The sequence below is a fragment of the Ruegeria sp. YTSC230 genome (assembly GCF_059609665.1).
Genome location: NZ_JBXWMC010000010.1, coordinates 15,955 through 38,139, shown reverse-complemented (window position 1 = coordinate 38,139; position 22,185 = coordinate 15,955). Strand labels below are relative to the sequence as shown.

Genomic DNA, 22,185 nt, shown 5'->3' with positions numbered 1-22,185 from the left:
CCGGGGCTTTCAGGCATTCGCTGTTTCGCGTGCCGCGGATTTTGGAACCGGGCCGCGAAGCTCTTCGTAATGGTCGAATTGCAGTTTTACCCACCCCGTGCCGCGTGTCGCGCTGGCGAGGGTGCGGTGTAACTCGTCTTCGGCCACAGCAGGCAGTTGGGCATTGAAAATCTCCCATCCAGACGCGTTGGGATTGCCTTCAAAGCCCAGAACCTGACCCTGCAGCGAACTGATCGTAGGCACCAGGTCGCCCACGAAATCCGAGGGCAAGTGGATTTCGGCGTTCAGGATGGGTTGCAGGACCACCGGTTTCGCCTGCGGCAAAGCCTCTCGCACCGCGTTCTTGCCCGCAGTGCGGAACGCATAGTCGGAACTGTCGACGTTGTGATGCTTGCCATCGCTGAGCGTGACTTTGACATCCACAACCGGGAACCCTTCAGGCCCTTGAACCAGCGCATCCTTGGCACCGTGTTCGACCGATGGGATATAGTTTCTGGGCACAGCGCCCCCTTTGACGATCTCTTCGAATTCGAACCCGGCCCCACGTGGGGTCGGTGCGATCGAGATCACCACATCGGCAAATTGTCCTGCGCCGCCGGATTGTTTGCGGTGGCGATGACGATGTTCGATCGGTGCGCGGATGGTCTCGCGATAGGCCGTCTCAACCGTCTGGGTCTCAATCTCGATACCGAAGTCTTCAGCCAGCTTGGCGCTGACCCGGCGCATATGCTGAGGCCCTTGCGATCCCAGAACGGCATGACCGCTCAGTTCATCGTGCTGCAGGTGCAGTCCGGGGTCAATCTCGACCAGTCGGGATAACGCGTTGGACAGGCGTACATCGTCACGCTCATGTGCCGGCGACACAATTTGCCGGTGGGCGGCCGGATGGGCCTCGGCCCACTCCGGTAACGGTGTGGTTCCGGTGCTGTCGTACAGGTTGCCGGGGTTGAGGTGGTCGGATTTCACGGCCAGCCCGATCTGACCAGCTTCCAATTCCGAAATTTGGGTTTTGGCATCCAGTGTCGTCAGGTTGCCAACCGTTTCGCCGCCCAGAGCTTCATGCGCTTTGACGCCCTTGCCCAGACCGCGCAGCACGATGATTTTTCCGATGTGCTTTTTGACATCCGCGAACCCGGCAATTGCGCGCGCGTCTTCGGCTGCTTCGTCCCGCCCGGCGGCGATATTGAATTCAGGGGCTTCGTGACGAAGCGCTTTCATCAAACGGGTCAACCCGTTGCCGTGGCTGGCAGACCCCAGGCAGGCCGGGATCAACTGATGGCTTTGCAGAACCTGCGCGGCCAGATCATAGATTTCTGCGCTGGGCGGCTGTTTGTCCTCGATCAGTTGTTCCAGCAGATGATCATCGAAATCTGAAAGCGTCTCCAACAATTCGGTTCGGGCTTCCTGTTCCCGGTCTTCGACGGACTGCGGAAGTTCGATCAGGGCCGAGGGTTGCCCTTCCTGATATTTCCATGCCCGTTCCGAGATCAGGTCGACCGCGCCGATGATCGCCTCGCCATCGCGGATTGGAACCTGCCGCAATGCGATGTGGTGTGTGCAGTAGGTTTGCAGAGCGGCGATGATATCGCGGATACGTCCGTTTGGGGTGTCCATGCGATTGATGAACAGAAAGCAAGGAATACCCGCCTCTTCGACCAGCCGCAGATAAGGGGCGCAAAGCACGGCGGCGTCCGGGTCGGGCGGTACGACGACGACAGCAGCATCCGAGATCGCCATGGCAGGGCCGACATAAGCCATGGTATCGCTGCCGCCATTCACGTCAATGGCACACCAGGGTTCGTCCAAGTAAGAAAAACCGTGCAAATGCACGGTTCCGGAAACGTCGAATGTGGTTGGCCGGCCATCAAGGCGGCTGATGGCCTCGACCAGTGTTGTTTTGCCCGAGTGGCTGGGGCCGAGGACAGAAAAAACGCGCATGAATGCAGTCCCTCTTTCAAGTTGCAGAACGGCTGCACGAAAAAGGCGGTCGAGCGCGAACGCGTCGGCACATACTGTCTGGTACTCTGCCTGCCTCAGGCACGGGGCGGATTTCCACCCGCCCTACAAGTGTGGGGAAAACCCACCCTCCGCGTCAAGTCCTGTCCTGCGTTGGTATCAGATCGCCGAGCTGTGTCCCGCCTTGCTCAGATCATAGGCATCAAAGGTGCGGGCGACCATTCGGGTCAGCGCGCGCGCCTCGGGCGGGATGAACAGGCCGTCTTCAGAGATGCTTAGCAACCCGTCGAAGGTTGCGTTTGCAGTCTGATACATCTCCTGCAATTCCGCGACGGTGATTTTGTGGTCGCGCAGTATCTCGGCGTTATCTATCCGGAAATCGCACATCAACGCTTCAATCAATCGGGCGCGCAAGATGTCTTGGCCTTTGAACAAATGCCCACGGGATATTGAGAACCCGCCCTCGCGGATCGCTTTGGTATGTGCTGACGTCGCGGGTGCGTTCTGGGCGTATCCTTGCGGGAATCGTGAGATTGAGCTTGCACCAATCCCGATCAAAATGTCGGACTGATCGTCGGTGTAGCCCTGAAAGTTGCGCTTTAGCCTTCCCGTGTTCAGTGCGTGCGTCAGCCCGTCATCCTGCGTGGCAAAGTGGTCAATGCCGATTTCGGCATACTTGTCCCACAGGAACAGGCGCCGGGCCGTATCGAACAGATCCAGGCGGTCTTCGGGCGTTGGCAGGGCATCCGTTGGGATCAGCTGCTGCCGCTTTGCCATCCACGGCACATGCGCATACCCGTACAACGCCACCCGGTCCGGGCTGAGCGACAGCAATTTCTGCACGCTTTCAGTCATCCGCGCCTTGGTCTGGTGCGGCAGACCATACAGAATATCGGCATTCAGGCTGGCGATGCCGCGCGCGCGGATCATTTCTATGGCCTTGCGGGTGGTGTCGTAACTCTGGATGCGCCCGATGGTTTTCTGGATTTCGTCGTCGAAATCCTGCACTCCGATAGACGCACGGTTCATGCCGGCTTCGGCCAATGCATCGAGCCGACCCTCGTCAATCTCGTTCGGGTCGATTTCGACCGAGAACTCTGCATCCGGCCCCAACGGGACAATCTCAAGAATCCGGGCGGCCAGATCGCGCATCAGATCGGGGTTCAGCAGGGTGGGTGTACCACCGCCCCAATGCAGGCGCGAAAGGGTTACCCCCGCAGGAAGGTGGGCGGCCAGTAGGTCCAGCTCGGCCTTGAGGACATCCACATAGGCGATCACCGGGTTGTCGGTCTGAGTGCCTTGCGTCCGGCAGGCGCAGAACCAGCACAGCCTGCGGCAGAACGGGACGTGGACGTATAGCGACACAGAACTGCCGGGCTTGATCCCGGAAATCCAGTCGCCAAAAAGACTTGGCCCGACATCGTTGCTGAAATGTGGGGCGGTGGGATAGCTTGTGTAACGCGGGACTTTCGCGTCAAATAGTCCAAGCTGTGCCAATTGCGGTTTCACTATCATACCGATACCGTTAAGCCACGGCCGTCTATGAAACCTTGACTGAGATCAAGTGGAACCGCGAACGATGTTAAAAGCGCAATTTGACCATACCAACTGTTCGGACTGCCCCATTCGGCACCGAGCCGTCTGTGCACATTGTGATGTCGATGAATTGGAAGAGCTTGAAGGCATCAAGTATTACCGGACCTTTGAGGCGGGCCAAACGGTTATCTGGTCGGGAGATCAGATGAATTTTGTGGGCTCTGTCGTGTCGGGCATCGCCTCGTTGACCCAGACGATGGAAGATGGTCGGACGCAAATGGTCGGCCTGCTATTGCCCAGCGATTTTGTTGGACGACCCGGTCGGGAAACAGCGCCCTACGACGTGTTGGCCACAACTGATTTGGTCATGTGCTGTTTTCGCAAGAAACCGTTCGAAGTCTTGATGAGCAGCACGCCACATATCGCGCATCGTCTTCTGCAGATGACACTGGACGAGCTGGACGCGGCGCGTGAATGGATGTTGGTTCTGGGGCGCAAGACCGCGCGCGAAAAGATTGCAAGCCTGTTGTCAATCATTGCCCGGCGGGATGCTTCAATTGCGCCCAAGCAGAAACCTGGCCCGATTGTCTTTGACCTGCCGCTGACGCGTGAAGCTATGGCAGATTATCTGGGATTGACCCTTGAAACCGTAAGCCGCCAGATATCGGCCCTGAAGAAAGAGGGGGTTATCGAGTTGGAAGGCAAACGCCACGTGACAATCCCCGACATGCGGCGCCTGATGGACGAGGCCGGCGACGACTCAGATGGCGGTTTTCTGGTTTAAGCCTGTTCTGCTGCATGCAGTCGTGATTTACTGAACCTGTGAATGAACCACGCAGGAGCAAGGCATGGAATTCAGTAGCATTTTGGCAATGCTTGTCATCGGCGCGATCGCCGGATGGCTGTCGGGCAAAATCATGGAAGGTCGTGGATTCGGCCTAATCGGAAATATCATAGTCGGAATCGTGGGTGCCTTTCTTGCAGGCTTGATTTTCCCGGCGCTGGGTTTTTCGGTCGGTGGTGGTGTGTTTTCGGCGATACTCTTCGCAACCATCGGCGCGGTCATTCTGTTGTTTGTGATTGGCCTCATAAAACGCGTTTAGGCCATCCGTTCGAACGGATGGCCCCCCCGAATCGGAAACACTTACAGTCAGTGTGCCAGAAACACTGGTACCAAAGCTTGTTCCAACATGTTTCGGGTTGCACCACCCAGAATGGCTTCGCGGAACCTTGAATGGCCATATGCACCCATAACGATCATGTCCGCCTCACTATCTTCGGCGTGCCTGTTCAGGATGTCTGACACACGGGTCATGGTCTTGCTGAGCACATCAATCTCACATTTGACCCCGTGACGGGCCAGCATCTGAGACAGCAGTCCACCGGGGTCAGAACGGTCGGGGCCGTGTCGCGGCGGGTCGATGACGACAATCCGGACCAGATCGGCTTGCGTCAGGAAAGGCAGGGCGCATCGGATGGCGCGCATGGCTTCGACGCTTTCATTCCACCCTATCAGCACAGTACCGGGGCGCTCAAAGGGCGCTGCATTGTCTGGTGTGACCAGAATTGGCGCGTGACCCTCGAACATGGCGGCTTCGACAATTGGTTCGGCCTCGGCGCTGCGGTCTTTGCCATAAGGTTTAGGCAGGACAACCAGATCCGAGAACCGAGCACGATGCGCCACGTGGCGACCAATATCGGCGATCTGAGCGACCCCGCTTTCTGCAGACCAGCGAATACCGGATTTGCCCATGTAATCCTGAGTTTGCGTCAGAAGTTCGTCGGCGTCTGCGTTGGCCCGGCTCAGCGTTTCTTGCAGGACCAGAGCATTTGCACCTGCGTAATAATAGCCCGCTTGGCTGCGATCGACGCCAAGGCATAGCGCTTCAGCATGCGCATCCTGTGCATTTGCCAGCGCAACCATTTGCGCCAACGCCGATTGTGATTGTTCCGAGTCGGTTACGACTGTGAGAAGAGATTTGTACGCCATTTTGACCTCTTGTCTTCAGGGCTAAGTGGCATGCGGCCATGCAACTCAGTCTAAGGCTTAGGATTGTCACAGATTTCGGGCTATTGTCTTGATACAGATCAAAGCGAGATTGGCCGCTGTCCGACAAAACAACGGCCAGTCAAAAGGGTTCCGCGACAAATAAGAATCGCGCGGAGCATGGCAAAGGGACGCAATATGTCAAATTACATCAAGCTGATCGTGCTTGGTCTGATCGCGATATTCGCGGCGATCGGAACCAATTACGCACGCGATTTGGCGTATCAGGTGCATGCAATTCTGGTGATGCTGATCGCCGGTGGTTTGTTCATCTGGACGCTGAGAAATACGGATGAGCCAGATATCCTCGTCGACCGTTCGGCCGAGTACATGGATGACGTGATCCGCTATGGCGTGATCGCAACTGCCTTCTGGGGGGTGGTCGGGTTCCTTGCGGGGACCTTTATCGCCTTTCAGCTCGCCTTTCCGGTGCTGAACTTCGAGTGGGCGCAAGGTTATTTGAACTTTGGCCGTTTGCGCCCGCTGCACACCTCGGCGGTGATTTTTGCCTTTGGCGGCAACGCGCTAATCGCGACATCGTTTTATGTCGTACAGCGCACAAGCGCCGCGCGCCTATGGGGCGGAAATCTGGCATGGTTTGTATTTTGGGGCTATCAGCTGTTCATCGTGCTCGCCGCCACCGGCTATGTGCTGGGTGGGACCCAATCTAAGGAATACGCTGAACCCGAATGGTACGTCGACCTGTGGCTGACTATCGTCTGGGTGGCCTATCTGGCCGTCTATCTGGGGACGATCGTCAAACGGAAAGAACCTCACATCTACGTGGCAAACTGGTTCTATCTGGCTTTCATCGTCACAGTCGCCATGCTGCACCTGGTAAATAACATGACCGTCCCCGTCAGTATCTGGGGTTCTAAATCGGTCATCGTCTGGTCGGGCGTACAGGACGCCATGATCCAGTGGTGGTATGGCCACAACGCAGTGGGCTTCTTCCTGACCGCTGGTTTCCTGGGCATGATGTATTACTTCATCCCAAAACAGGCCGAGCGTCCGGTATTCTCATACAAGCTGTCGATCATCCACTTCTGGGCTCTGATTTTCCTGTATATTTGGGCCGGTCCGCACCACCTGCATTATACCGCGCTGCCGGATTGGGCGTCGACGCTGGGCATGGTGTTCTCGATCATCCTGTGGATGCCGTCCTGGGGTGGCATGATCAACGGCCTGATGACCCTGTCGGGCGCATGGGACAAGCTGCGTACCGACCCGGTGATCCGCATGATGGTGATCTCGGTCGGCTTCTACGGCATGTCCACGTTCGAAGGGCCGATGATGTCGATCCGTGCCGTGAACTCGCTGTCGCACTATACCGACTGGACCATTGGTCACGTACACTCGGGCGCGCTGGGCTGGAATGGCATGATCACCTTTGGTGCGCTGTACTTCCTGGTGCCTGTGCTGTGGAAGCGTGAGCGTCTGTATTCGCTGCAGATGGTCAGCTGGCACTTCTGGCTCGCCACCATCGGTATCGTTCTGTACGCCGCGTCGATGTGGGTCACCGGTATCATGGAAGGCCTGATGTGGCGTGAAGTGGATGCAAACGGCTTCCTGGTAAACTCGTTCGCTGACACCGTGGCTGCTAAGTTCCCGATGTATGTGGTGCGTGCTTTGGGTGGCGTGATGTTCGTCGCTGGTGCGTTGATCATGTGCTACAACCTGTGGATGACTGTGCGGAAAGCGCCGGCCAAAGAGGCCAGCCTGACCGTCGCGGTCCCGGCTGAATAGGAGGGCCGGAGCAATGGCAATTCTCGACAAACATAAGATCCTCGAGACCAACGCGACCCTCCTGCTGATCTTCAGCTTTTTGGTCGTGACCATCGGTGGCATCGTGCAGATCACCCCGCTGTTCTATCTTGAGAACACCATCGAGAAGGTGGAGGGCATGCGCCCTTACACCCCTCTCGAAATGGCGGGGCGTGACATCTACATCCGCGAAGGCTGCTATACCTGCCACAGCCAGATGATCCGCCCGATGCGGGACGAGGTCGAACGCTATGGCCACTACTCGCTGGCGGCCGAGTCGATGTACGACCACCCGTTCCAATGGGGGTCCAAGCGTACTGGACCTGATCTGGCCCGCGTTGGTGGCCGCTATTCTGACCAGTGGCACGTGGATCACTTGCGTGATCCGCAGTCTGTGGTGCCGGAATCGGTGATGCCAAAATATGGCTTCCTCGAGCATCGCAAGATCGACGGCAAGTATATCGGTGACGTCATGGCGGCGAATGCTGTTGTGGGCACGCCCTATACCGAAGAGATGCTGGCAAACGCGCAGGCGGACTTCCGTGCGCAGGCCGACCCGGACAGCGACTATGACGGTCTGCTGGAACGGTACGGTGACAAGGTCAGCATTCGTAACTTCGACGGTCAGCCGGAACTGACCGAGGCCGATGCGTTGGTTGCTTATCTGCAGATGCTGGGAACGTTGGTCGATTTCTCGACCTTCACCCCAGACCCGAACCGCTAAAGGAGGGTGTGATGGAAGAATACACAATCCTGAGGCAATTCGCGGATAGCTGGATGCTGTTGGTACTGTTTGTCTTCTTTGTTGGCATCGTGATCTGGGTTTTCCGTCCCGGAGCCAGCAAAGAATACAAGGACACCGCCAACATCCCGTTCCGGCACGAAGATGCCCCTGCGCCCCTCAAGGGTGACGAAACAGCTGCGCCCCGTGGGGGCGACAAACCCGCCACATCCAAGGAGGCGCGGCAATGAGCAAGATACCTGAAAAACAGCCGGGCGATCCGAATACCACAGGCCACAGCTGGGACGGCATCGAGGAATTCGACAATCCGATGCCACGTTGGTGGCTGTGGACCTTCTACGTCACGATCATCTGGGGTGTGATCTACACGATCATGTATCCGGCCTGGCCGCTTGTTCAATCCGCAACTGCTGGTGTCCTTGGCTGGTCTTCACGAGAATTGGTGCAGGAAGAGATCGTTTCTTTCGAAGAGGCCAATGCGCCGTGGAACGCCAAACTGGTTGAAACCTCGCTTGAGGATGTCTCGAAAGATCCCGAGCTGCAGCAATATGCGGTCAACGCGGGCGGCGCGGTATTCCGGACATGGTGCGCACAGTGCCACGGCTCAGGAGCGCAGGGCGCGCCGGGTTTCCCGAACCTGCTGGATGACGCATGGCTCTGGGGTGGTTCGCTGAAAGATATCGAGACCACCATTGCCTATGGTATTCGGAATGAAGAAAGCGACGACGCGCGCTATTCCGAGATGCCAGCCTTCGGTGAAATCCTCGAAAAAGAAGAAGTCACCCAAGTCGTGCAATACGTCATGTCGCTGACCAATGCGCAGACCGACGACGCGGCAGCGCAGGCAGGCAAGGTTGTCTTTGAGGACAACTGCTCGGTATGCCATGGCGAAGACGGCAAGGGTGACGTCACTCAAGGTGCACCGAACCTTACGGATGCGATCTGGCTTTATGGTGGCAGCGAGGAGGCTCTGACCGAAACGGTACAGTATAGCCGCTTTGGCGTGATGCCCCCGTGGGAAAATCGCCTGAGCGACGCGCAAATCCGCGCTGTCACCGCCTATGTTCACCAGTTGGGTGGCGGTCAGTAACCGCAAAAGAATACCTTCGGACGGTTCGCCGTCCGAAGGTTTAGGCACCGGCTGTTCCATCTGTTCGCGCGTTTCCTGAACAGCCGGTGCTGCCTCTCTACCTTACAAATCAACACCGAGGCGGTCCAGACGCGGGCTTCGGTTTGCTAGTCGCATTGCGAAAAACTGGCGCGTTTGTGCTGCCTCCACCAATGACTTTCCGGCAACCAGCGTTGCTTTTGTCTGTCAGATCGATCCGATGATTTTGGTTCATCCAACTCATGTGTCTGGGTGGCGATCATGAATGACTTTGCAAGAATTGAGAGCATCTGACATCTCCTGAGTTTTGTTTCTTCTGTCATCAGGATTGATTTTCGGAATGCAAAATGCGACTCAATTAGCATTTCTATATGTAATCAGGGCTTACATATGAACTGGATGGAAATGCCGCCGCTCGCATCGCTCAGAGCTTTTTCCGCTTTTGCCGCGACACGGAATGTGGTGGAAGCGGGCAACTCACTGAATGTCAGCCACGCTGCCATCAGCCAGCAATTGCGAGCGCTTGAGAAGCACCTCGAAATTGCGCTGTTGGACCGCACCGGCAAATCCATGACCTTGACGCCAGAAGGTGAAAGGTTGGCGCGCGCACTGCATCTTGGGTTCGGTGCGATTGGCGATGCCTTGGTCGAACTGACCCAATCCAAACAGGATCGCCCGGTCCACGTATCTTTGACGTCGTCTTTTGCCGCGTCATGGCTGATGCCCCGCCTGCCTGCATTTCAGGCCGAACACCCGGATATCCAATTGGCGCTTGATCCGTCACCTGCACTGGTCAGCCTGGATCCCGGCGGTGTCGATGTGGCCATCCGCTATGGCGCAGGCACATGGCCCGGTGTCCGTACGGAAATGTTGCTGCAAAGCCCTATGGTGATCGTCGCGGCCCGCAATCTGGTGGGGGAAAAAACGTCGTGGACGCCCGACGAGCTCAGCGAACTGCCCTGGCTTGAAGAGTTCGGCACCACCGAGGCAACCAACTGGCTGGCCCGACGTGGTGTCGGGCACGGGCCAAATGCAGGGCGAATCTCATTGCCCGGAAATCTGCTTTTGGAAGGGTTGCGCGCGGGGCAGGGCGTAACCGTCACGGCGCGGCATTTTGTCGAAGCAGAAATCACGTCGGGCCAAATCATCGAACTGTTTCGCGAGCCCGAAAACAGCGGATATCACCTTGTTACTGGCGATTTCCCTCTGCGTCCGGCGGCAAAAACTTTTATTGCATGGCTCAGGCGGCAAGCTGGTAAGATGTGACAAAAGGTGTCTGCACGATGCGCTTTTGACCCATGTCAAAGTGGCTACCTTTGTGTTCTGGAACAAGACACCGTGATATAGCCACATCTGGAGCCAGCCCGTGAGCGATTCCGACCCCGCACCCAGCCTTTACGCCGCACGAGAACCCATATTTCCGCGTCGCGTGTCCGGGCCGTTTCGCAATCTGAAATGGATCATTCTCGCGGTCACATTGGGGATCTATTACATCACCCCGTGGATCAGATGGGACCGGGGGCCCAGCCTACCGGATCAGGCGGTGTTGCTGGATTTGGCCAACCGCAGGTTCTATTTCTTCTGGATCGAGATCTGGCCGCATGAGTTCTACTTTGTTGCCGGTCTGTTGATCATGGCCGGGTTGGGATTGTTTCTTTTCACCTCGGCGCTGGGGCGCGTGTGGTGCGGATATGCCTGTCCGCAGACGGTTTGGACTGACTTGTTCATCCTTGTCGAACGCTGGATTGAAGGGGATCGCAACGCGCGGTTGCGTCTGCATCGTCAGGAAAAGTTAGACTTTCGTAAAGCGCGGTTGCGGCTGACGAAATGGGGTGCCTGGCTTTTGATCGGTCTGGCGACCGGTGGTGCCTGGGTGTTCTATTTCGCCGATGCGCCGACGCTTCTGCGGGACCTTGTGACCGGGAACGCCCATCCGGTTGCCTATACGACAATACTGATTTTGACGGGCACGACCTTCCTGTTCGGTGGCTTCGCGCGTGAACAGATTTGTATCTATGCCTGCCCATGGCCGCGGATCCAAGCGGCGATGATGGACGAGGATACGCTCGTCGTCGGGTACCGCGAATGGCGTGGTGAGCCGCGCGGCAAGGGCAAACGAACTGCGGATTCCGAGCTGGGGGACTGCATCGACTGTATGGCCTGCGTCAATGTCTGCCCGGTTGGGATCGACATTCGCGACGGACAGCAATTGGAGTGCATCACCTGTGCGTTGTGTATCGACGCCTGTGACGACATGATGGCCAAGATCGGCAAACCGCGTGGTCTGATCGACTATATGGCTCTGAGCGACGAAGCCAACGAGCGGGCAGGTAAGCCTCCCAAAAATGTCTGGAAACATATCCTGCGGCCCCGGACCATCCTGTACACGGCCCTTTGGTCACTTGTCGGCATTGGGCTGCTGTTTGCGCTGTTCATCCGGTCCGACATCGAAGTTACCGTGGCCCCGGTTCGCAACCCGACCTTTGTCACCCTGTCCGACGGCACGATCCGCAATACCTATGACGTGCGGGTGCGGAACAAACATGGCGAGGAACGGCTGTTCAAGCTGTCTCTGTCCGGTGATCCGGCGATGCGGATCGTGATCGAAGGCACGCCACTTGATACCGTGAATGTCACGGCGGATACTGCGCAATTGCAGCGGGTCTATATTATCGCCTCGAAAGACACGGATCCGGCAGCGGCGGACGCGACACCGGTTCGGATCTGGATCGAGGATATTGAAAGCGGTGAGCGCGCTTACAAGGACACGACGTTCAATGGACGAGGAAACTGAGATGGCCGAGCGTCAATTTACTGGAAAGCACTTTCTAGCGATCTTTGTCGCTGCTTTCGGGGTGATCATTTCCGTGAATCTCGTGCTGGCCTACAAAGCTGTCAAAACCTTTCCCGGGCTCGAGGTCAAAAACTCTTACGTCGCCAGTCAGGAGTTCAACGAGCGCCTAAAGGTGCAACAGGCCTTGGGTTGGGAAATCCGAGCTGAGACCAATGGCGGTCTTTTGATCCTGCACATCACCGACCAAACCGGCGCGCCGGTTCAGGTGGCAGAGTTGCAGGCAGTTGTTGGCCGGGCGACACATGTGAAAGAAGATTTCACCCCGGATTTCACTTTTGACGGGACCGCCTATTCCACGCCCGCAGCGCTGGGCAAGGGAAACTGGAACATCCGTCTGGTGGCCATAGACAACAGCGGTGCCGAATTTGCGCAGCGGGTTCCGTTGTATGTGAAAGGGTAGGGGATGACCGCTCAGCTCAGCTCAGGTACGGCGGCATGCCCCGGTTGCATCGCAGCACCGGCGGAACCAGCGCGCCCCGTTCCTGAAGATGTGCAGATTGCCCTATCCCTGCCCGGCATTCACTGCTCGGCCTGTATTGCGAACGTTGAACGCGCGCTGAACGCCCATCCGGGTGTCGAGGACGCGCGGGTCAATCTGACGCTCAAGCGTGCAATGGTCAAAGCAGCCGCTGAGACACACGCTGCTGACCTGATCCCCGTTTTGGAGCGCGCCGGGTACGAGGCGCATGAGCTGGACCCGGGCGCTTTGTCGGCAACCCAATCCGACAAGGCCGGGCGTGATCTGCTGATGCGATTGGCGGTGGCTGGTTTCGCGTCGATGAACGTGATGCTGTTGTCTGTGTCGGTCTGGTCAGGGGCTACGGATGCGACGCGGGACCTGTTTCACTGGATTTCAGCGGCCATTGCTCTGCCAGCGATTGCCTTTTCCGCGCAGCCCTTCTTTGCCAACGCCTGGAGTGCGCTGCGCGTCAAACGATTGAACATGGATGTGCCGATTGTGCTGGCCATTCTGTTGGCGCTCATGACGTCGCTGTGGGAAACCGCGCTCAGCGGAGAGCATGCGTATTTCGACGCCGCACTGACGCTGACTTTCTTCCTGCTCGCGGGCCGATATCTGGACTACCGCACCCGCGCCGCAGCGCGATCAGCAGCCGAAGAACTGACGGCCCTGGAAGTGCCGCGTGCCATTCGCTTAGTTTATGGGGCCGAAGAAGAGGTGTCCGTCGCAAGCCTCGCGGTTGGTGATCTGATTCTAGTTCGGCCCGGCGGGCGTATGCCTGTCGATGGTGAGATTGTATCGGGCAAGTCGGAGCTCGACCGGTCATTGTTGACGGGCGAGACCCTCCCGGTCTTTGCCGAAGCTGGTCTTGCCGTCAGCGCGGGTGAGGTTAACCTGACCGGCCCGCTGACGATCCGGACCACAGCGGTCGGTGAGGATACTTCACTGCACCGTATGGCGGATCTGGTGGCAATCGCAGAATCCGGTCGATCGCGCTATACGTCGCTGGCTGACAAGGCGGCCAAGCTATACGCGCCGGGGGTGCATATTCTGTCCGCGCTTAGTTTTTTGGGTTGGTACATCTATTCCGGCGATATCCGAACCGCGCTGAACATCGCTGCGGCGGTTCTGATCATCACCTGCCCCTGTGCGCTGGGGCTTGCCGTGCCTGCGGTGACGACGGCGGCCTCGGGGCGACTGTTCCGCAAGGGGATGCTGATCAAACACTCTACTGCGCTGGAACGTCTGGCCGAGGTTGATACGGTCGTTTTTGATAAAACCGGCACACTTACATCCGGCACTCCGGAATTGACCAATCTTGAGGATCATTCCCGCGCGGATCTTGAGATTGCACTGGCACTGGCCGAGGCCTCTTCGCATCCGTTGTCGGTGTCGCTTGCCAAGTCCGCCAGAGATGCCGGGATCAAGCCTGCCAGACTTGAGGATGTGGTCGAGGTTCCGGGGTATGGCACCGAAGGAACCTACCGCGGTCAGCCCGTGCGCCTTGGACGCGCCGTTTGGACCGGCGCAGCTGAGGGTGATCAGACGGCTGCCTGGTTGGCGGTCGCGGGTCAGTCACCGGTTGCGTTCCTGTTCACGGATTCACTGCGTCCGGGCGCGGCTGAGGCCGTGCAGGCGTTCCGTGACGGCGGAAAGAGCGTCGTTCTCATCTCGGGTGATACACGAGGCGCGGTTCAAACGCTGGCAGACAAGCTTGGGATTGAAACATGGATTGCCGAGGCGCTGCCTCAGGATAAGGCTGCCCATGTGCAGGACCTGAGCGATCGGGGCCACCATGTGCTGATGGTTGGTGACGGGCTGAACGATACCGCGGCGCTTGCAGCGGCGCGTGTATCGATCTCGCCCGCCTCAGCGCTGGACGCGGCGCGGGTGGCGTCGGATATCGTATTGCTGGGCAACGATTTGTCCCCGATTGCAGATGCCTGTGACACGGCAGTCAAAGCGACGAAAAGGATTCGCGAGAACTTTCGGATTGCCACGGTTTACAATATCATCGCGGTACCCTTGGCCGTGGCCGGGTTCGCCACGCCACTGATCGCGGCATTGGCGATGTCGACCTCGTCCATTACCGTGTCCCTGAATGCCCTGCGCCTGAGGTAGTTGATATGGAAGTTCTGGCCTATCTCATACCGATTTCCCTGTTTTTGGGCGGGGTTGGCCTTGTGGCGTTTATCTACACGGTCCGGTCGAACCAATATGATGATCCTGAAGGTGACGCGCGGCGTATCCTCAGCGATGAATGGGATGACAAGCCCAAGTCCTGACCACTCTTGAAATTGCCGCAATGCCCGGTTATGTCCGGCCCATCCGCTAGCAGAGAGAACCAAGCCAAATGGCAACAATGAATCCGATCCAGTTCATTCAGCAAGTCCGCGCCGAAGTCGCAAAGGTCGTCTGGCCCACGCGTCGTGAGGTTCTGCTGACCACGGTCATGGTGTTCATCATGGCGGCACTGACCGCAGTGTTCTTTGCGCTGGTCGATCTGGGTATTCGCGGCGGTCTGCAACTGATCCTGGGCGCATTCGGTTAAACCGGATTGGGCCGGGTGGAAACGCCACAGCCCCCTTGCACAGCGCGGGATGTCAGAGTAGTTGACACAGTACTATTCGGAATGGGCGTGCGGCGATTCGGGCTGTGCGCCGCTTTTTATTCCGGGTGACGTGACAGAATTTCAATGACGGTGCTTGCGGCATTCCGAACGCACCGAAGGCAAACAAGGACGACAGGTTCATGGCGAAACGGTGGTACTCGGTCAGCGTTCTTTCGAACTTCGAAAAGAAGATCGCAGAGCAGATCCGCACGTCCGTGGCTGAGCAAGGCCTTGAGGACGATATCGACGAAGTACTGGTGCCCACCGAAGAGGTGATCGAAGTGCGCCGGGGAAAGAAGGTCACGACCGAACGCCGCTTTATGCCCGGCTACGTGTTGGTGCATATGGAAATGTCGGATCAGGGCTATCACTTGGTCAACTCGATCAACCGGGTCACCGGCTTCCTGGGGCCGCAGGGCCGCCCGATGCCGATGCGCGACGCCGAGGTGAACCAGATCCTCAACCGTGTTCAGGAGGGTGAAGACGCGCCGAAACTGATGATCTCGTTCGAAGTGGGCGAGAAGGTCAAGGTCAACGACGGTCCGTTCGAAGATTTCGACGGTATGGTCGAAGGTGTGGACGACGAAGCCCAGAAACTGAAAGTCTCGGTTTCGATCTTTGGTCGCGAAACCCCGGTCGAGCTGGACTTTACGCAGGTTACGAAGCAGGGTTAAAACCCACTTCAGCGAATTTTGGAGCGCCGCGATGCTTGGAGCAACGCGGCGTTTTTGCTTTTGTGGCATCAGCTATTTAGGTTCGCGGACGAAAGGCAGAAGATACCGACCGGAATGAAAGAGCTTTGCAGCTAGGGCGGACCGGGAATTAGTTCTTGTTGTTGTAGAACTGTTAGGATGTCCAGAATTGTCGACGGGCTGACATCCACCGAGCCGTCCAAGAATACACCAAGTCCCCCCTCTCCGATCTCTCGCGGGCCGCCAGTGTCATAAACCGGATCAAGAGACGCGAGCTCTGCCGGCAGGACCGGACACAAAGGGGTTTCGTTCAAAACAAGGTCTACGGCGGCCAGCATCAGCTTCTTGACGGACTCGAGAGTATCGTCCTCAAGGAGTTTTTCGCGCTGCGCTTCGGGAGCCGTGAGTACGAGGTCGATAAGTTCAAAATAGGCACAGTTGTCCCGCAATTTTACGGTCGCTTCAGTGGACATGTTTGCGTGGACAGCATTTTTTTGTTCACCCCGCTGAAAGTCGCGCTCACTGGTTCGGCTGCATTCAAAGATCGTGATGGTCACTTGCCCATCCAGATCTATCGCGTCGTCTTGGGCTTTAAAGCTGAATTCATCCAGTCGGACTTGCAGGCCGCAATTGTCGACTATCGCGTTTTCAGCCAGTCGATCAGGTACAGTTTTCTGTACTTCGCGCAGATCAAGAAGAGCACCCACCCCGATCCGGGTAGGGGCAACAGCGGAGAGGTTCAGGTCAAGCGTATATGGCAATTCCGTATCACGAACTGGCAGCGTTGCGTCGATGACAAAATCTACCTGTTGCGCGTTGGGTGCTCGGGCTCCCAGAACAACTGCCATTAAGACTGGAAAAATTAACCAAAGTCTCATTCAGCAAACTCCAATACGCCAAGCTCCTTAAGTCCTCCAAGGACTTCGACAATTGTCTCAGCGCTGACATCGGCAGATCCGACAATGGCAGCACCCATCCCGCCAGGCGCAATTTCCCGAGTGCCTCCGGACTCGTAAATCGGGTCGAGTAGTGTGAACTCAGGGGGCAATGGCGGGCAGACCGGGTGCGCAGCCAAAAATTCCCCGCCTTTTTCGAGGACGGCTTCGTTGATGCGGTTGGTCAGTCCGAAAAGATTGGAGACAGCGCCAATAAAACCGCGCGGGTTTAGATCGACGCCTTCGATACTGAAAGCCAGGCATTGGCCCTTCACCTCGGCCTTGGCGACCGCGACCGCGTCTACCGTGGCCCCAAAATACCGAAAGCCCGGTTCTTCATGGCGGTTACATCTCGTAAACTGTGCACGGGCTGAACCCTCGATCTTTATGGTGTCGTCTATGGCGGTGACGTCGCGAACCTCAAGATAGATCTGGCGTTTGCAGCTTTCTTCCAAAGGACCGGTCAGTATTTGAGGCGCTTTTTCCTGCAATCCGCGCAAATCCATGAATGCGCGCAGTTGCAAACGGGTTGGGCTGGCTTCTTCGAGGCCACCATAGACAGTGAACGGAACCGGAATTTCACGCAGCGGGACTTCTTTAGTCAATTTGATCTGAAACTGACCGGCATAGGTGGCGGGATCAATTCCCGCCGAAGAGTATGAAGAAGAACTGTTGGACCCGTCGGTTTGGGTGACCGCCTTCGGCTCTGTACCCTGATCCTGCGCTTTGCTACCGCAGCCCGGCAGCATAGCAGAAAGAATGCAGACCAATAGCCCCTTGTTCAGTCGAGATGATGCCATCCCTGACCACCTCTTCTGTGTCCAAGCCGTACCAAGATACCCGCCTGCGTTTCTTAAGCAACTTATGTATTCAATTTATTTATTTTGTTTTGCTGTTTTCAACTGTCATAGGGGCTCGTCCAGGACACAAACGCGCCTTTTGGAAATAAGGCGCGAGCTACTTGCCAACCCCACCATTCCCCTATAAATGCCGCCTCTATCGTCTTCGGGCGAGATTCTCTCGTGGGAGGTTGCTGGGATCGCGATCCCGGATCGGACCACGCAACATAAACCGGGTGGGACGCGTCTTGCCTACGTTGAAAGGAAAACCAAATGGCCAAGAAGCTTGCTGGTACAATGAAACTGCAGGTTCCTGCAGGTCAGGCGAACCCGTCGCCGCCAGTTGGTCCGGCGCTGGGTCAGCGCGGCATCAACATCATGGAATTCTGCAAGGCGTTCAACGCCAAGACCGCAGACATGGAGCAAGGCGCTCCTTGCCCGACCGTGATTACCTATTATCAGGACAAGTCCTTCACCATGGACATCAAGACGCCGCCCGCGTCTTACTACCTGAAAAAAGCGGCTGGTCTGAAGCCGGTTGGCAAGCGTAACCGTCCCCGTGGCGCGGAAAACCCAGGTCGTGAGACCGTGGCAACCGTGACCTCGAAGCAGGTTCGCGAAATCGCCGAAGCCAAAATGAAAGATCTGAACGCCAACGACGTCGAAGGCGCAATGCAGATCATCCTGGGCTCGGCCCGCTCTATGGGCATCGAGGTGAAGTAAGATGGCAAAACTCGGTAAACGTACGCGCGCCGCGCGCGAAGCTGTCGCTGGCAAGGAAAACCTGTCGGTTGACGAAGCAGTTGCCCTGGTCAAAGCCAATGCAACCTCGAAATTCGACGAAACCATCGAGATCGCGCTGAACCTGGGTGTTGACACCCGTCACGCGGACCAGATGGTTCGTGGTGTTGTCGGCCTGCCAAATGGCACCGGTAAAACCATGCGCGTTGCTGTGTTCGCTCGTGGCCCCAAGGCTGACGAAGCGAAAGAAGCAGGTGCGGATATCATTGGCGCAGAGGACCTGATGGAAACCATTCAGGGCGGCACCATCGAATTCGATCGCTGCATTGCCACCCCGGACATGATGCCGATCGTCGGTCGTCTGGGCAAAGTTCTGGGCCCCCGCAACCTGATGCCGAACCCCAAAGTTGGCACCGTGACCATGGACGTGAAAGCGGCCGTGGAAGCAGCCAAGGGTGGTGAAGTTCAGTTCAAGGCAGAAAAAGGCGGCGTTGTGCACGCCGGTGTTGGCAAAGCGTCCTTCGACGAAGCCAAGCTGGTCGAAAACGTCCGCGCCTTTATCTCGGCCGTGGCCAAGGCCAAACCGACAGGTGCCAAAGGCACCTACATGAAGAAAATCGCGCTGAGCTCGACAATGGGCCCTGGCGTGACTTTGGATGTGGCCGCCGCTTCGGGCGAATAAGCCTAAACGTTCTGCGAGAAGATTTGGTCCCGGGCGGTGCGAACCTCCCGGGATTTTTTTGTCAATGGTCTTGATATGAGAAGCCATGTGCTCCAAATATGTGCGCACAATGTGCGCACATATTTGGAGCAAAATACGATGAAATTCGATTACCGGTATTTCAATGCCCAAGCTACACACTGCGAAACAGGTGTGGTTATAGGCATTAATTATGAGGCGCAAGGCACTGGTGTATCATTTGAGATTGCGGACGGAGCCGAGAAAAATCTTGATGAGCAGCGGATTAACGGGATTTTTGATGACCTCCGGCAGACGATTGACGAAGAAAGAAACCGTTCGGAGATGCAGCGGCTTGTAAATGGTACATTCGCCGGAAACTGTTCGTTTGTGGAGCTTGTTTTGGAGGGCGAAACTTCTCGCAAGGTGACGAACAGGACGTTGCAATCGTGGTTGGCAGACCCACAGCGCGCCAGCAGCAGGAAATGCCCATCATGGGCCGTCAACGCGCTGAAGGACTACATCGAGAAGGAAGGGGGGCAGGAGGCCGTTCGTTCGAGACAGCAGAATGTCATGGAGCTAATGCGTGAACGCCCAGGAGGGCATCTTCGCGTCATGGCGCGACAAGACGGTAATCGGCGAGCTGAAGAGAAAATTGCGCGCGAGGATTGGCAACGCGGCAAACTGGTGAATGCATCTTTGATTGAACTTCCGGAAATCGTGCACAAGCGTTTTGCCGATGTGGAGCGTGCGAGCGAACATGACGGTGGAGTGGTCAGTATTTTTTTACAAGCCCTGCGGCAACTCGATGACGACAGCACGATTCAGGATTTCAAAAAATATGTGCTGGAGCACTTGGATGCCAAGTTTGAATTGGATCACACAGTAAGAACAACTGCGGAAGAGTTGAGAGGAGAGGAATCGTAGATCGATAGAGGTACACCCCCCCTATTCCAGTTGTTTCGTTTGTTATGTGGGGTAATCTAGATTGCATCTGACCCGGCGAGGTCGGGTCAGATGTATGCACGCAATACACCCGCCTCACGAGCGCTAATTGTTGGGACTGCGGTGTGTCGAAACGCATCGCTAACATCCTCGGCCGAAGGGAACAGCGCCAGAATTTCCGACCGTTGCGGGGACGACAGCGCGTATTTTGCATTTTCGCCGAAATAGTAGCTTTCTGTCAGCGCGCCGTTGGACCGGACAATGTGGTGTCGGTCGAACATGAAGTGGGTGTAGGTAATGCGATCCGTCGGGCGGATCGAAACCCCCGGCAGGCCACACAGGTGCTTGGCGGCCACGAACACTTCGGATGATCCAAAAAGCATGTCAGTGGCAGGTGAGCCGATCAGAATTCGATGCTGTTGCGAAACCACCAGCTCTTTCGTGTTCCCGATAGCGCCGGCCTCGATCACCACCGGAGCAAATGACCCATGACCATGAACCCCGGTCGTTCCGATCCAGAGGATCGGTTGAAATCCGCTGTCCCGTGTCCAGACGCGTTGACCTTTTGTGAGGTCTTGAACGTCAACGATACCGTCGGCAGTTTCGATAAGGGTTCCCGGCCCAAAGCAGGTAACATAGTCAGCATAAGCCGACGACCCGGCATTTGAACCACCGGTTTTGACATACGACGTTCCGGTATCTAGCGGGGCAGATGTAGCATAGCCCCAAACGTCCTGCGTCACGCCGCCTTGGGAAAACACATAGATGGTGATTTCTGGCCCGGTCGGGTTGAGATCGTCATCCAGGGCTCGCACCGTGATAATTGACTCAGATTCTACCTGCATGCCGTTTGTCACTATGCCGCCACCATTCGTGATGACGTGGCCAGCTGGCAGGTCATCGTCGAAAACGTCAGGGCTGCCAGCAGTGTCATCCAGTGTCATGGTGGTGCCGGTGCCGCCCGAGTAGGTAAAGATGGTGCCATCCGGTGTGTCCGAATTGTTGATGATCGAGCCTCCGACCACGATATCGTTCGCGTCAGCTGTATCCGGGACAAAAGTAGCGACCAGGCTGGAGCTGTCCTGAGCAAAAAAACTGCGGAGAACCATGTAAGCGACTTACCTTCTGTGTGGCGGATTTTGTCGGCCTAAACTGACAAACGCCGCGTGGGTTATGGTTTGGGATAACGTTTCTTGGGATAGTTCGGTCAACTAAGATTTGCGCGATGTCGCTCACAATCTCGTCATTTACGCTGACCATCCATCCAGCTCAACGGTGCTGGAACGCGACCTGTAGGCGATCGCCCAGTCTTTGCCGCTTGTCTCTTTCGAATTCGCTGCATTCGTGGTCGTTTCGCCACAAGGCCAACCAGTCTTTCAATAGCCGTCCGCGGAGACAATAATCCAGGATTTCAACATTGACAGGATGTCGGTAAAGGCGAAAGAACATGTCTTTGTTTCTTTTAAGGATACCGCTTCGGTCGACACCGAATGCGCCGCCATTCCGAAAAATATCCGCTTTTAGAAAATCGACGATATCGTAGACCGCTAGCTTGTCTCGGGCTTCGGTGAAATCCAGACCAATCGTTTTCCCCTGTCCCACTATCAGGTTCTGCCCGTGATAATCGCCATGTGAAAACACGCGCAGGTCCTCGGTGCCCTTCAGGCGGGTCCCTTCGGACAGCATCAGGTTCACCATCGTCCGGCTTTGGTTCGCAATTTTGTTGGGAACGGCCGTCATCAGCTCTTTCAGGCTGTCTGTCATCCACCTGGGGCGAAAGGCGTAACGAACAGGCGGGTTGCGACTGTGAAGATCGTTCAGCCACGACCCGGCGCGGCGGTACACCTGGGCGACCTGATCATCGTCTTTGCTGTTATAGATCAGATCAACGGCAGTTGGCCGATTGATGTATTCGGTGACCAGAAAAGCACCACCTGGCGAGAGGTAAACGGGCCGGACAACGCGCGACGTCTCATTGCCCTCAAAAAATCGGTACAGTTCGACGAGCAGGTCATATTCGTTCCGCAATCGCCCGGTGTCTGGCGATTGCGTATCGATCTTAAGGGCGAAAGCCTGCGCTGCGGTATGCAGTATCACGACGGATCGCGTGTCGTCGAACGCATGCGATCGGTAGATGCATTCATAGCGGCGGATGGGTTCTTTCAGGAACTGGTTTGAAAACTCGTCGATATACCAGGCGACGCGGGCATCTTCTTCGTCTGAAAGGGGCAGCGTTCCAGCCAACGAGCCAAGTCCTGAGTGTTATTGTCCAGTCC

The 22,185-nt window shown here is 56.8% G+C and carries 23 protein-coding genes; 16 read left to right on the top strand and 7 right to left on the bottom strand.

The window, feature by feature from the left end:
- Positions 1-9: 9 nt before the first annotated feature.
- Both AC2FD9_RS18465 and hemN read right to left on the bottom strand, forming a co-directional pair.
- Complete coding sequence (locus AC2FD9_RS18465) at positions 10-1,938, bottom strand: elongation factor G (RefSeq protein WP_282120266.1); 1,929 nt, start codon at positions 1,936-1,938, stop codon at positions 10-12.
- A gap of 177 nt (positions 1,939-2,115) precedes the next feature.
- A complete protein-coding gene (gene hemN, locus AC2FD9_RS18460) occupies positions 2,116-3,471 on the bottom strand; it encodes an oxygen-independent coproporphyrinogen III oxidase (RefSeq protein WP_496838278.1) in 1,356 nt (451 codons plus the stop codon).
- Between the two features lie 64 nt (positions 3,472-3,535).
- On the opposite strand from hemN, the gene fnrL reads away from it, so the two are divergent.
- Together fnrL and AC2FD9_RS18450 are read left to right on the top strand one after the other, a co-directional pair.
- Positions 3,536-4,276: a transcriptional regulator FnrL gene (gene fnrL / locus AC2FD9_RS18455; RefSeq protein ID WP_496838276.1), complete on the top strand. Its 741-nt coding sequence runs from the start codon at positions 3,536-3,538 to the stop codon at positions 4,274-4,276.
- 64 nt (positions 4,277-4,340) lie between these two features.
- On the top strand, positions 4,341-4,595 hold the full coding sequence (locus AC2FD9_RS18450; RefSeq protein WP_058272498.1) for a GlsB/YeaQ/YmgE family stress response membrane protein: 255 nt from the start codon (positions 4,341-4,343) through the stop codon (positions 4,593-4,595).
- Positions 4,596-4,642: 47 nt separating this feature from the next.
- Here AC2FD9_RS18450 and AC2FD9_RS18445 read toward each other — a convergent pair whose 3' ends face one another.
- Positions 4,643-5,482, bottom strand: coding sequence for a universal stress protein (locus tag AC2FD9_RS18445; RefSeq protein ID WP_496838274.1), 840 nt, complete (start codon positions 5,480-5,482; stop codon positions 4,643-4,645).
- 195 nt (positions 5,483-5,677) lie between these two features.
- On the opposite strand from AC2FD9_RS18445, the gene ccoN reads away from it, so the two are divergent.
- From ccoN to nusG, 11 genes are all read left to right on the top strand, one after another.
- A complete protein-coding gene (ccoN, locus tag AC2FD9_RS18440) occupies positions 5,678-7,285 on the top strand; it encodes a cytochrome-c oxidase, cbb3-type subunit I (RefSeq protein ID WP_108861216.1) in 1,608 nt (535 codons plus the stop codon).
- Between the two features lie 13 nt (positions 7,286-7,298).
- Complete coding sequence (gene ccoO, locus AC2FD9_RS18435) at positions 7,299-8,027, top strand: cytochrome-c oxidase, cbb3-type subunit II (protein WP_282120261.1); 729 nt, start codon at positions 7,299-7,301, stop codon at positions 8,025-8,027.
- A gap of 11 nt (positions 8,028-8,038) precedes the next feature.
- Entirely contained in the window at positions 8,039-8,275 is a 237-nt protein-coding gene (locus AC2FD9_RS18430; RefSeq protein ID WP_472724514.1) for a cbb3-type cytochrome oxidase subunit 3, read from the top strand.
- Entirely contained in the window at positions 8,272-9,135 is an 864-nt protein-coding gene (gene ccoP, locus AC2FD9_RS18425) for a cytochrome-c oxidase, cbb3-type subunit III (protein WP_496838272.1), read from the top strand. The genes AC2FD9_RS18430 and ccoP overlap by 4 nt, the downstream gene beginning before the upstream one ends.
- 408 nt (positions 9,136-9,543) lie before the next feature.
- Positions 9,544-10,419, top strand: coding sequence for a LysR family transcriptional regulator (locus AC2FD9_RS18420; protein ID WP_496735715.1), 876 nt, complete (start codon positions 9,544-9,546; stop codon positions 10,417-10,419).
- A 100-nt stretch (positions 10,420-10,519) separates the two neighbouring features.
- A complete protein-coding gene (gene ccoG / locus AC2FD9_RS18415; protein WP_109310727.1) occupies positions 10,520-11,947 on the top strand; it encodes a cytochrome c oxidase accessory protein CcoG in 1,428 nt (475 codons plus the stop codon).
- 1 nt (position 11,948) lies between these two features.
- A complete protein-coding gene (locus AC2FD9_RS18410) occupies positions 11,949-12,407 on the top strand; it encodes a FixH family protein (protein ID WP_496757220.1) in 459 nt (152 codons plus the stop codon).
- Positions 12,408-12,410: 3 nt separating this feature from the next.
- Entirely contained in the window at positions 12,411-14,588 is a 2,178-nt protein-coding gene (locus AC2FD9_RS18405; protein WP_496838270.1) for a heavy metal translocating P-type ATPase, read from the top strand.
- Positions 14,589-14,593: 5 nt separating this feature from the next.
- A complete protein-coding gene (gene ccoS, locus AC2FD9_RS18400; RefSeq protein WP_058272490.1) occupies positions 14,594-14,752 on the top strand; it encodes a cbb3-type cytochrome oxidase assembly protein CcoS in 159 nt (52 codons plus the stop codon).
- Positions 14,753-14,820: 68 nt separating this feature from the next.
- The gene (gene secE / locus AC2FD9_RS18395) at positions 14,821-15,018 is read left to right on the top strand and encodes a preprotein translocase subunit SecE (protein ID WP_058272489.1); all 198 of its coding nucleotides are present in this window, start codon (positions 14,821-14,823) and stop codon (positions 15,016-15,018) included.
- A 200-nt stretch (positions 15,019-15,218) separates the two neighbouring features.
- Positions 15,219-15,752 (top strand): transcription termination/antitermination protein NusG, encoded by a 534-nt coding sequence (gene nusG, locus AC2FD9_RS18390; RefSeq protein ID WP_058272488.1) that lies wholly within the window; start codon positions 15,219-15,221, stop codon positions 15,750-15,752.
- A 131-nt stretch (positions 15,753-15,883) separates the two neighbouring features.
- Here nusG and AC2FD9_RS18385 read toward each other — a convergent pair whose 3' ends face one another.
- Together AC2FD9_RS18385 and AC2FD9_RS18380 are read right to left on the bottom strand one after the other, a co-directional pair.
- On the bottom strand, positions 15,884-16,618 hold the full coding sequence (locus tag AC2FD9_RS18385; protein WP_496699296.1) for a hypothetical protein: 735 nt from the start codon (positions 16,616-16,618) through the stop codon (positions 15,884-15,886).
- Between the two features lie 26 nt (positions 16,619-16,644).
- Complete coding sequence (locus AC2FD9_RS18380; RefSeq protein ID WP_160116424.1) at positions 16,645-17,505, bottom strand: hypothetical protein; 861 nt, start codon at positions 17,503-17,505, stop codon at positions 16,645-16,647.
- Positions 17,506-17,817: 312 nt separating this feature from the next.
- On the opposite strand from AC2FD9_RS18380, the gene rplK reads away from it, so the two are divergent.
- The 3 genes from rplK (at position 17,818) to AC2FD9_RS18365 (ending at position 19,891) form a co-directional block, all read left to right on the top strand.
- On the top strand, positions 17,818-18,267 hold the full coding sequence (gene rplK / locus AC2FD9_RS18375; RefSeq protein WP_037314971.1) for a 50S ribosomal protein L11: 450 nt from the start codon (positions 17,818-17,820) through the stop codon (positions 18,265-18,267).
- Position 18,268: 1 nt separating this feature from the next.
- The gene (gene rplA, locus AC2FD9_RS18370) at positions 18,269-18,967 is read left to right on the top strand and encodes a 50S ribosomal protein L1 (RefSeq protein WP_058272485.1); all 699 of its coding nucleotides are present in this window, start codon (positions 18,269-18,271) and stop codon (positions 18,965-18,967) included.
- Between the two features lie 138 nt (positions 18,968-19,105).
- Positions 19,106-19,891 (top strand): hypothetical protein, encoded by a 786-nt coding sequence (locus AC2FD9_RS18365; protein ID WP_496838267.1) that lies wholly within the window; start codon positions 19,106-19,108, stop codon positions 19,889-19,891.
- Positions 19,892-19,977: 86 nt separating this feature from the next.
- Here AC2FD9_RS18365 and AC2FD9_RS18360 read toward each other — a convergent pair whose 3' ends face one another.
- Together AC2FD9_RS18360 and AC2FD9_RS18355 are read right to left on the bottom strand one after the other, a co-directional pair.
- Positions 19,978-21,018, bottom strand: a complete 1,041-nt coding sequence (locus AC2FD9_RS18360; protein WP_496838266.1) for a Hint domain-containing protein — start codon at positions 21,016-21,018, stop codon at positions 19,978-19,980.
- A gap of 160 nt (positions 21,019-21,178) precedes the next feature.
- Positions 21,179-22,153, bottom strand: coding sequence for a phosphotransferase (locus AC2FD9_RS18355; RefSeq protein WP_496838264.1), 975 nt, complete (start codon positions 22,151-22,153; stop codon positions 21,179-21,181).
- Positions 22,154-22,185: the final 32 nt, after the last annotated feature.

Coding starts and splice junctions, on each gene's coding strand:
- AC2FD9_RS18380 (WP_160116424.1), bottom strand. CDS start 17,505: ATGGCATCATCTCGACTGAACAAGGGGCTATTGGTCTGCATTCTTTCT.
- nusG (WP_058272488.1), top strand. CDS start 15,219: ATGGCGAAACGGTGGTACTCGGTCAGCGTTCTTTCGAACTTCGAAAAG.
- rplA (WP_058272485.1), top strand. CDS start 18,269: ATGGCAAAACTCGGTAAACGTACGCGCGCCGCGCGCGAAGCTGTCGCT.
- ccoP (WP_496838272.1), top strand. CDS start 8,272: ATGAGCAAGATACCTGAAAAACAGCCGGGCGATCCGAATACCACAGGC.
- AC2FD9_RS18445 (WP_496838274.1), bottom strand. CDS start 5,482: ATGGCGTACAAATCTCTTCTCACAGTCGTAACCGACTCGGAACAATCA.
- fnrL (WP_496838276.1), top strand. CDS start 3,536: ATGTTAAAAGCGCAATTTGACCATACCAACTGTTCGGACTGCCCCATT.
- AC2FD9_RS18410 (WP_496757220.1), top strand. CDS start 11,949: ATGGCCGAGCGTCAATTTACTGGAAAGCACTTTCTAGCGATCTTTGTC.
- AC2FD9_RS18450 (WP_058272498.1), top strand. CDS start 4,341: ATGGAATTCAGTAGCATTTTGGCAATGCTTGTCATCGGCGCGATCGCC.
- AC2FD9_RS18430 (WP_472724514.1), top strand. CDS start 8,039: ATGGAAGAATACACAATCCTGAGGCAATTCGCGGATAGCTGGATGCTG.
- ccoS (WP_058272490.1), top strand. CDS start 14,594: ATGGAAGTTCTGGCCTATCTCATACCGATTTCCCTGTTTTTGGGCGGG.
- ccoN (WP_108861216.1), top strand. CDS start 5,678: ATGTCAAATTACATCAAGCTGATCGTGCTTGGTCTGATCGCGATATTC.
- secE (WP_058272489.1), top strand. CDS start 14,821: ATGGCAACAATGAATCCGATCCAGTTCATTCAGCAAGTCCGCGCCGAA.
- ccoO (WP_282120261.1), top strand. CDS start 7,299: ATGGCAATTCTCGACAAACATAAGATCCTCGAGACCAACGCGACCCTC.
- AC2FD9_RS18465 (WP_282120266.1), bottom strand. CDS start 1,938: ATGCGCGTTTTTTCTGTCCTCGGCCCCAGCCACTCGGGCAAAACAACA.
- AC2FD9_RS18365 (WP_496838267.1), top strand. CDS start 19,106: ATGAAATTCGATTACCGGTATTTCAATGCCCAAGCTACACACTGCGAA.
- AC2FD9_RS18420 (WP_496735715.1), top strand. CDS start 9,544: ATGAACTGGATGGAAATGCCGCCGCTCGCATCGCTCAGAGCTTTTTCC.
- AC2FD9_RS18405 (WP_496838270.1), top strand. CDS start 12,411: ATGACCGCTCAGCTCAGCTCAGGTACGGCGGCATGCCCCGGTTGCATC.
- AC2FD9_RS18385 (WP_496699296.1), bottom strand. CDS start 16,618: ATGGCAGTTGTTCTGGGAGCCCGAGCACCCAACGCGCAACAGGTAGAT.
- hemN (WP_496838278.1), bottom strand. CDS start 3,471: ATGATAGTGAAACCGCAATTGGCACAGCTTGGACTATTTGACGCGAAA.
- AC2FD9_RS18360 (WP_496838266.1), bottom strand. CDS start 21,018: ATGGTTCTCCGCAGTTTTTTTGCTCAGGACAGCTCCAGCCTGGTCGCT.
- rplK (WP_037314971.1), top strand. CDS start 17,818: ATGGCCAAGAAGCTTGCTGGTACAATGAAACTGCAGGTTCCTGCAGGT.